Here is a 9149-nt window from a genome sequence, read left to right on the forward strand (position 1 = left end):
AAACTACAAAATTTCTTCGGCGTTTTCTTACAATTTCATATTGGCGTTGACACCCTGTCCTGCCGCCGCTGCGGGGCGGAGGAACACCTGCAATGGTAGGAGGTAAAAACACGATGAACACAAAATACGAGATCACAGACATTGCCCACGAAAAATATCCTTTTCTCCACCGTATCCGCGCCCTGCGGGACATCGGCAGTGAGGTCAAGGCCGGAGACCTGGGCGGCTTTGTGGAGTGCGAGAGCAACCTGTCCTTTGAGACGGGAGATGACGCCTGGATCTTTGACAATGCCATCGCTGCCGGAGAGGGCTGTGTAGACAAAGGCTCCGTCCTGCGGGAGAGGGCCATTGTCTGTGGCTGTGCTTATGCGTCCCATGGCACGGAAATGTTCGGCGATTCCAGAGCCGAGGATGACGCTTACATCCGGGGAGCCAGACTGAGCCGGTGCGCACGAGTCTCCGGGAACGGCATGGTCCTCCAGTCCCCGACCACTAAAGCCTCGCCCATCCTCACCGGAAGCTGCGCTGTCTATGGCAAGGTGATAGGAGATGTGATGCTGGCCGGGAGTGTGGTGGTGATCAGCGATGAGACGATCTCCAACGACTCCCTGGACACCCTGTCCATCGATGAACGGGGGCGCACGGTTCTCCGCGCCCCCTCACGAGACAAGTTGACCCCCCGCCAGCCGCAGGAAAAGCAAAAAAGGCCGAAGGACAAGGGACGGGACAGATGAAGATCAGGAATCCGCAGGGATACCAGACCTGCCTCCACAGCAGGAAGCGGAAGCAAGCCCCTTGGCGGGTCACCAGCGGCTGCGATAATCGGGCGCGTCTGTTCACCGGACGGCACTACGAGCTGCCAAACCATACGGTCTGCATACCCTGTCCATTTTACTGCAAGGACAAAAGCAGTTCCAGCAAAGGGAGGGACGGCTGATGGATCTTCACATGAGGGAATTTAACGGCACGACCTTCGGAATGTCGGTAGAGGCATCTTCCCCGGCATTCAAGCGGATGAAGAAAAACGCTTTCACAGGAAAAATCAAGCCCCGTGGGAGTTGGAGCGAAAGGACCGTCCGCTGTGTCCAAGCCGCCGATGTGGCCGCCGTCATGGGCGAAGCCGGGTGGCTGGTCAGAGAATTGCAGTGCATGGAAACCATCCGCTGGGGCAATGACGGAACAGAATATTACATTATTTACGAGAAAGAAGGTGAAAAATGAGCAGCTTTTTTGAGCAGGAGCTGGGACGGTTGTTCGGGGATGGCAAAATCTTTGACAATCCAGCTTGTTCGGGCCAAGCCTGTCTTGGAACGCTGGGTAAGGACCTGCGGGTCCGGGTGCAGTTCGTTTCTACTCACATCTCCGGCGAGTATGACGCCCTGAAGCTGACGGTGCTGAACCGCACGGACGGGCCGGTGGACATCCAAGTTCTGAAGCTGGAGGACCTGCTGGGCAAGAAGCCCGTTCCAGGCAACCCCAACTTCCGTGAAGGAGTGACTCCCCACATCTGGGATTGCTATGGAAAGCTGGAGTGGTACGCCTACCGTCCCACCGATGCCGACTATGAGACGATCCGGCAGGCCGCCAGTCAATACTTGAATGTGTTCCGGGAGCGGCAGCAGGAGCGTCCCCAGGACGGCCCCAAGCTGGTGTACATCTGCGCCCCTCTCCGGGGTGACGTGGAAAAGAACATCGAGTTCGCCCGCCAGAAAGCCCAGGAGGTGTTCCAGGCGGGCGACATCCCTGTCTGCCCCCACCTGATGTTCCCGCCTATCGCTGACCCGGAGAACCCCCAGCAGGATCAGGCGGCGCGGGACATGGGCCTGCGGCTGGTGGAGTCCTGCCAGGAAGTCCACGTCTACGGCCCGGAGTGGACGGAGGGAATGTGGGCGGAGATCCGCCACGCCATGGATCTGGGCATCCAGGTCAAGACCGACCAGGAGACCATTGGGCGCAGTCCGCCCCGCAGGCAGGCCGCCCGGAAAGGTAAGGGTGCGCGATGAGCAGTGAACGGAAGGACACCCTGAAGAAACGCCTGGATGAAAACTACACAGCTTTTATAGAATCTCTTCAAGAAAAAACAGTTTCTGAGCTGATTGCCATGGCCCCGGAGATCACCGCCGCCCAGCAGCTCCATGAGGAGCTGCTGGACGCCTGCGATGAGGAGGACGTGGAATTTCTGCTCCGGTTTGACGATCCGCTGGAGGTTGTGCGCGGCTATTGGGAGTCCGAGATCACTGGCTACGACCACAGCGGTGAGATGGGCCATATGCTGTGGGAGATCCGTGACAGAGAACTGTATAAAAAAGAGCAGCTTGCCCAGGCCCCGGAGGACGTGGGCGGCGCTGTTCAGGCTGAGAATCTGACAGAAAGGGAAAATCCCATGAGCGATGTGAAACAGATCAACGCAGAGGACCTGCGGCACATGGAGGGTGAGGAGGGCCTCGTCCTCCAGGGCTGCGGCGGCGATCCCCAGGAGTGGGTGGACGGCATCAACCGGGAACTCACCGAGGCCGGCATTCTGCTGGACGGCGGCAAATTAGAGAATGTCGTATCCTTCCGGCACGATGGGGTGACCTGCCTGCTGTTTCCCTTCGGAGATGCGGAACTGAATATTGGGAAGTTCGCCATGTGGCGCATCCAGACCCATGACCGATACGGCGGCACATGGCTGTCCGACTACGTCCCCAATCGGCTGGGCGGCTTTCTGCACCAGCCGTCCAGACAAAAGCCCACCATGAGCCTGATCGGAATGGACGGCAACATCTTTGCGGTCATGGGCAAAGCCTCTTCGCTGCTGAAAGAGGCGGGCATGGGGGATCTGGTCAGCCACATGGTCCAGCGCGTCATCACCTGCGGGGACTACAGCAAAGCCCTCAATATCATCAGCGAGTATGTGGAGACAGAGCTGTCTCCGCCTGCTATACCCCAAAAATCTAACAAGAAGAAAGCGAGGAACACACATGAGCGATAATAATTGGGCCCCCATTGCGAGTCCAGCGGAGCGAGTCGCAATGGGAAAGGAGGCGCAGCGGAGTGAGGGAGCTTTTCACCGCAAGGTGGAAACGACCGATACGAAGCTTGTGCCGACGTGGGAGATCATCCAGGGCGATGCCCTGAAGCTGCTGGGAGGTTTCTCCCCTGGAACCTTTGACGCCGTCATCACCGACCCGCCCTACGCCTCCGGGGGCCGCACCCAGGCGGAGAAGAACAAGTCCACCGCCAAGAAGTATTCCAGCATGGGGGACCACGCGCCCCCGCCCTTCGAGGGGGACGCCAAGGATCAGCGTTCCTGGACCCGCTGGGCGGCGGAGTGGCTGGCGGACGCCCGGAAGCTGTGCAAGCTGGGAGCGCCGGTGTGTATGTTCATTGACTGGCGACAGCTCCCCGCCGCTTCCGATGCCCTCCAGTGGGCAGGCTGGATCTGGCGCGGCACCGCCGTCTGGGACAAGGGCAACTCCCGCCCCCAGAAAGGCCGCTTCCGCCAGCAGGCCGAGTACATCGTCTGGGGCTCCAACGGCGATATGCCCATCAACCGCCCCGTCCCCTGCCTGCCGGGGGTGTTCAAGTACGGCAACCCCCAGAACCGCATCCACCTGACGGAGAAGCCCCTCCAGCTCATGCGGGACATCGTGAAAATCACCGAGCCGGGCGGGCACATCCTGGACCCCTTCGCCGGGTCCGGCACCACTGTCCTGGCCGCCGTGCTGGAGGGCTACACCGCCACCGGCATTGAGGTGACAGACGAGTACGCCCGCCTCGCCAGGGAGCGGATCGCCCAGGAGCTGGCCCAGGCGGCGTGACCGATAACTGTCTGCCGATTCATCTGGATATTGTCAAAAAGGTGCGGTATGATGTGGGCTACCAAACAACAGGAGGTGTCGCAAAATGAAAGTGAAATTTTCCTTTGACAAAGCCGCCGTAGAGCGGCGAGGCCACACGCTGGAGGATGTTCACCGGACGGTAAAAAGCCTGTTCGCCGCCCACAGCCTGCCCTGTGTCTCCGAGGGTGACCCCCTGTCCTTCCAGGACAAGGGCCACGGCGATGACTTCGCGTGTATGTGGGATATTATCCTGTCTCTGCTGCGCTCGGACTGGTTCATGGCCTGCGCCACCGCCTGCGTCTGGCAGGATGAGGACGGCGAGGAGGACGTACTCGCCCAGGCCGGAAAGGCACGGGGTGCTGTGTAACATGGGGATGAGCCGGAAAGAAATCACCTTCGATCTGAGCCAGGAGGCGCTGAGACAGCACTATCCCCGCAAGGAGACGGGCCGGGACCCGCAGTTTTTCAAGCGGGCCTACAAGGATATCCAGCGGTTCATGGAGACCAACGGCTTTGAGCGGCGACAGTATTCCGTGTATGTCTCCACGGAGAAGCTGACTGCACTGGACGTTGCCCTCCTGACCCAGAAGATGGCGGAACAGCTTCCCTGGCTGCGGCACTGCGTCAGGGAAATCACGGCAACAAACATCGGGGCGCGGCACAGCCTCCTGGGCCTGCTGCGCGACCATACGCCGCCCGCTGAACTCCTGCCGCCGCCTGTTCGGCGGGGACGGCAGAAAAACAGAAAAGCAATGCAGGAACGATAGACAGCAGGGTGAATACAATTCACCTTGCTTCTCTTTTTTACAGAAATCTGGGTGAATCTATTACACCCAACAGGAGGTGGGAAGTTGCCAAAATCTACGATCTGCGGCTGTTTCTTCTTCAAAGCCAGCCACGCCCAGGAGCTGGTGGAGGTTAAGACCGCCCAGCTCATCCTGGTGGAGGTGGTCAAGATCCTCCAGTTGACCGGCCAGCAGTTTCAGAATTTTTCCGCCAATTTGCTGCGGGATATGCCCTTCCTCATCCCCAATAAGCACCTTACTGGCTACGACAAAGGAGTGACCCGCTGCCTGCTGGTGACCACCAGGGGCCGCAGGGACGGTATCCTGGTGGACTGCCAAGGCTACAACTACGCCCGGTATTCGTGCTATGTCCCCGAAAAGCGGAGCCTGGATCTGCGTGATGTGCCGGTAGACCACTACGATCTGAAGCTCCGGCAGCCCCGGCGCCAGCGGGAGCGGTGATGATTTTCTCTTCGAGAGAGCGGGCGCCGCCCGCCCGTTCCAATCAACCTACCGCTTGGAGCGAAGCCCCGCCGCTGGCGGGGCCGAGGCCGACACCGCCCCCTGGGCGGTGTCGGCGCAAGCATAGCACAAATGTACATTTTGCGCGCTTGCAGGGGGTGATCCCCCTGTCCCCTATGCCGCCTGCGGGCGGAAGATCGGCGGCGGAGCCGCAGAAGGGAGCGTGAAACGCAGAGTGGCATTTTACGCCAGCGTGAGCTTCGGGAAAGACTCGTTAGCCATGTTACTGCTGTTACTGGAAAAGAAAATGCCATTGGACGAAGTGATCTTTTACAATTCGGAAATGGAATTTGACTGCATTTATCATATCCGGGACCGGATCAAGCCGGTCCTGGAGCAGAGGGGCATCCGGTTCACTGAGGTGAAGCCGGGTGTCCCGTTTTTATACAATATGCTGGAGAGGCCAGTTGACTCCAAAAAGAACGGCTTCCATCTGGGCTACGGCTGGTGCGGCGGACCCTGCCGCTGGGGAACCAAGCTCAAGACCCGCACCCTGGACGGTGTAGCCCTGGACGCAGACGTCCACTATGTGGGCATCGCCGCGGACGAGCCGGAACGGCTGGAACGGCTGGAGGCCCCCAAGTGTTCGCCCCTGGCCGATGCGGGGATGACGGAGGCGGACTGTCTGGCATTCTGCTATGAGCGGGGATTTTTCTGGGAGGAGAATGGTGTCCGGCTGTATGACATCCTGGACAGGGTGTCCTGCTGGTGCTGTAAAAATAAGAACCGGAAGGAACTGAAAAATATTTATCAGTTTTTGCCTCAATATTGGGAGAGACTGAAAGAATTGCAGGCCCAGATCCCTATGCCCATGAAGCCCTACAGCCGGAAGGGTGTCCCTTACGGCAATGTGTTCGATTTGGAAAAGGTATTTGAGCGGGAGATCCAGGCGGCGAAGGACGGCAGCTCTCCCAAGGGAAAAAGGAGGTGGCATGAGCAGAGCAGATAAGCACGGCAGGCATCATGTCCACATCGAACTGACGCCGGCGCAGTACCAGCGGCTGGTGGCTCAGGCCAAGCAGTGCGGCCTCTCCCGGAGGGCCTACCTCATTCGGTTGATCGAAGGGACTCCGGTTCGCGCCCGCCCCTCTCAGGAGATCAAGGAACTGCGCACGGAGATCCACCACATCGGCAATAACATCAACCAAATCGCCCGCAGCGTCAACGCCGGCATCGCCAGGGCGGAGGACGCCAAGCGGGGCCTGTTCCTGCTGGATCAGGTCTACGAGCTGATGTATCAGATCGCAAAAAAGTAATGGCTATTACGAAGATCCTGGCCCGGAAGGGCCGCCTGGACGTGGGCATCAACTACGTCCTCAACGGGGACAAGACCCAAGAGCGCGTCCTCACCGCCCACCTCAACTGCGACCCTGGCCGGGAGTGCCGCCAGATGCTGGACACCAAGCGGGCCTATGGCAAAATGGACGGGGTGCAGTATTACCACATCATCCAGTCCTTCAAGCCGGGTGAGGTCACCCCGGAGCAGGCTCTGGAGATCGCCGCAGAGTTTGCGAAAGAGCATCTGCCGGGGTACGAGACGGTGATCGGTGTCCATGTGGACAGGGAGCATATCCACGCCCATCTGGTTTTCAATTCCGTGAACGCGGACACCGGGGAGAAGTACCACAGCAACGCCCAGAGCTACTACCAGCAGATCCGGGCCACCTCGGACCGGCTGTGCCGGGAGCATGGGCTGTCCGTCATCATGGAGGGCAGTTCTGGCAAGGCGGTCAGCTACATCGAATGGCTCCGACAGTCCAGGGGCCAGCCCACCTTCCGCTCCATGCTGGAGGCGGACCTGCGGACGGCCATTGAGGACGCCAACGACCTGGGCCACTTCTTTATGCTCATGGAACACATGGGGTGGGAGATCAGCCACGGGAACCGCCTGGGCTTCCGGCTGCGGGGACAGGATCGGTTCATGTACCCCGGACGGAAAAATGCGCTGTTCACCGAGGAGGGCATCCGGACGGCGATCCAGAGCGGTCTGGAGGACATTGAGACCGGACGCAGGCCCGCCGTCATTTACAGACCGCCCTACAAGCCCTTCAAAAAATATCCGAAATATACCGGAATTATGGCGCTGTACGTCCACTACCTCTATGTCCTGGGCAAGATTGGGCAGCGGCAGTATCCACCCCGGATGACGCCCCAGCTCCGCCAGGAGGTGATGAAAGCCGACCGATACCGGGAACAGTTTGACTTCCTCCGGGAGAATGGCATTGCCACCCAGGGGGACATGGCGGCATTCCAGTCCCGCACAGAGGACGCGCTGGCCACCCTGACCAAGCAGCGTACGATCCTCAATGTGCGGAAAAAGAAACGGAAAAAGCTGTACAACGCCCTGGCGGATGTGTCCGCTCTGGCCCAGGCCAAACAGCTCTACGAGGACGGCCTGTCCGGGATGGAGACGGAGTACGCCCGGTACATGGATGCGGTGGCTGTGCTGGAACAGTGCGGCATCCCCAGAGAACGGCTCTCTGCGGAAAAGGCGGAAATTTACGAACAGGTGGCGGAGGTCAACCGGCAGATTCGTGCGGGACGAAAGAAGCTGGCCCTCTGCCGTGATATTTTAGACAGGCTGCCCCAGATGGAACATGACATCAATAAAATCGAAGAACACACCAAGGAGGTGGAACGAGATGAACGTAGGAGGCGGTGAAGCCGCTGATCAGATGGTGCGCATGATGCTCTCCGGTACGGAGGTGATGGTGCGGCTGTCCGGCTCGGCCCTGAAGAATATGCTGGCCCTGACCATGGCCCTGGCCAGTAACCGCAAGACCCTCTCCGGCAAGGTCAACATGGGCAAGATGCTGCGGGAGACGCGGGACCTGCGGCGCTTCCCCATGACGCCGGAGCAGTACAAACAGTTTCAAAAGCTGGCGAAAAAGCACAAGCTGTTGTTCTCCGTGATCAAGGACAAGGATGACAAGGGCAAGGTGCTGGATGTGATCCTGCCGGTGACGGAGCTGGATCGGGCCAACGCCATTTTTGAGCGCATCCTCTACACCCTGCCCCCGGAGCCGGAGCGCAGGCCCGCCAAGCCGCTCCAGAGGGGGTATGAGGTATTTCATGAACGGCAGGCCCCGGAACGTGATGCCCCGGAGCAGGTGCAGGTCAGGCGGCAGGAGCGCAGGCCCCAGGAGGCCACTGTAAGGCCAGCGCCGCCACAGCAAGAGGTATCCCAGCGGTCCCCAGACCAGGGCCGCCAGCAGGCCCCTGTGGCCCAGCGTCAGGAGAACAAGGGAAAAAACGGTTCTCGGTCGGAACGAGACTCGCACGTTACAAAAATCAACTCATCTATGCCCAAAGAGAGCGGCGCTTCGAGGGGGACGAGTGAGCGTCCCTCCATTGCGGCGCGTCTGGAGGCGCATCGGGCGCAGGTGAGGAGACCGTCCGCTCCGGCCAGAGAAAAAGCAAAATCTGTTGCGAAAAACAGGCCCAAAACAAGATAAAAAAGATACTCCCCTGCGGTCACAGCACAAGAGGGATCAAAATCCCAATAAAAACGTGCGTTAGGATCACAGGGAAGTACCGCAGCTATCGTAACACAGGCCCGGAGGATCTGTCAAGGCGCAGATTCTTCGGGCTGCTGTATTTTTTGGAGGTGAGGAAGATCTGAATCAACAATCCCGGACGGGTAAACTCGCCGTTTACCTATTTCTCTATATTCCCGTGGTCTGGGCGGCGCTGCTGCTGGCTCAGTCCCTGGGTGGCGGCCTGCCGGAGATCATCACTAACCTGACGGCGGCCATGGAACACCCCTTCCGCATCCAATGGACGGATCATAGCCTTGTGACCATCCTGGCCTGCACCGGGGCCTACGTCATGGGCATCTGCCTTTACGCCGACCAGCAGGGCCGGACGCGTGACGGCGAGGAACACGGCTCCGCCGCCTGGGCCTCCCCCCGGCAGGTCAACGCCATGTTCGCTCAGAAACAGAACAAGCTGCTGACCAAAAATGTCCGCCTGGGGCTGGACACCCACAAGCACCGCCGCTCCCTGAACGTGCTGGTCA

At 59.7% G+C, this 9149-nt stretch carries 12 protein-coding genes and 1 pseudogene; all 13 read left to right on the plus strand.

Translation table 11 applies throughout. The features are described from left to right. Positions 1-113: 113 nt before the first annotated feature. A complete protein-coding gene (locus tag Q0063_RS13665; RefSeq protein ID WP_297872517.1) occupies positions 114-734 on the plus strand; it encodes a hypothetical protein in 621 nt (206 codons plus the stop codon). Between the two features lie 202 nt (positions 735-936). Continuing rightward, the gene (locus tag Q0063_RS13670; protein ID WP_297872518.1) at positions 937-1221 is read left to right on the plus strand and encodes a hypothetical protein; all 285 of its coding nucleotides are present in this window, start codon (positions 937-939) and stop codon (positions 1219-1221) included. Further along, the gene (locus Q0063_RS13675) at positions 1218-2003 is read left to right on the plus strand and encodes a DUF4406 domain-containing protein (protein WP_297872519.1); all 786 of its coding nucleotides are present in this window, start codon (positions 1218-1220) and stop codon (positions 2001-2003) included. The genes Q0063_RS13670 and Q0063_RS13675 overlap by 4 nt, the downstream gene beginning before the upstream one ends. After that, positions 2000-2974, plus strand: a complete 975-nt coding sequence (locus Q0063_RS14815; protein ID WP_367180389.1) for a hypothetical protein — start codon at positions 2000-2002, stop codon at positions 2972-2974. Before Q0063_RS13675 ends, Q0063_RS14815 begins: the two co-directional genes overlap by 4 nt. Positions 2975-3059: 85 nt before the next feature. Further along, positions 3060-3803, plus strand: coding sequence for a site-specific DNA-methyltransferase (locus Q0063_RS13685; RefSeq protein WP_297872520.1), 744 nt, complete (start codon positions 3060-3062; stop codon positions 3801-3803). 85 nt (positions 3804-3888) lie between these two features. Then, complete coding sequence (locus tag Q0063_RS13690; RefSeq protein WP_160572052.1) at positions 3889-4191, plus strand: hypothetical protein; 303 nt, start codon at positions 3889-3891, stop codon at positions 4189-4191. Beyond that, entirely contained in the window at positions 4181-4591 is a 411-nt protein-coding gene (vapD, locus tag Q0063_RS13695; protein WP_160572053.1) for a VapD family protein, read from the plus strand. The genes Q0063_RS13690 and vapD overlap by 11 nt, the downstream gene beginning before the upstream one ends. An 84-nt stretch (positions 4592-4675) precedes the next feature. Beyond that, positions 4676-5071 (plus strand): DUF6329 domain-containing protein, encoded by a 396-nt coding sequence (locus tag Q0063_RS13700; protein ID WP_204791242.1) that lies wholly within the window; start codon positions 4676-4678, stop codon positions 5069-5071. A 253-nt stretch (positions 5072-5324) separates the two neighbouring features. Continuing rightward, positions 5325-6080, plus strand: coding sequence for a phosphoadenosine phosphosulfate reductase family protein (locus Q0063_RS13705; protein WP_297872525.1), 756 nt, complete (start codon positions 5325-5327; stop codon positions 6078-6080). Next, positions 6064-6387, plus strand: coding sequence for a plasmid mobilization protein (mobC, locus tag Q0063_RS13710; RefSeq protein WP_297872521.1), 324 nt, complete (start codon positions 6064-6066; stop codon positions 6385-6387). The genes Q0063_RS13705 and mobC overlap by 17 nt, the downstream gene beginning before the upstream one ends. Continuing rightward, positions 6387-7793, plus strand: coding sequence for a relaxase/mobilization nuclease domain-containing protein (locus tag Q0063_RS13715; RefSeq protein ID WP_297872522.1), 1407 nt, complete (start codon positions 6387-6389; stop codon positions 7791-7793). The genes mobC and Q0063_RS13715 overlap by 1 nt, the downstream gene beginning before the upstream one ends. Further along, positions 7774-8586: a PcfB family protein gene (locus Q0063_RS13720; protein WP_297872523.1), complete on the plus strand. Its 813-nt coding sequence runs from the start codon at positions 7774-7776 to the stop codon at positions 8584-8586. The genes Q0063_RS13715 and Q0063_RS13720 overlap by 20 nt, the downstream gene beginning before the upstream one ends. A 220-nt stretch (positions 8587-8806) precedes the next feature. After that, positions 8807-9149, plus strand: a pseudogene (locus tag Q0063_RS13725) (type IV secretory system conjugative DNA transfer family protein); the annotation flags it as partial.

This window comes from uncultured Oscillibacter sp., from assembly GCF_947654275.1.
GTDB lineage: Bacteria > Bacillota > Clostridia > Oscillospirales > Oscillospiraceae > Oscillibacter.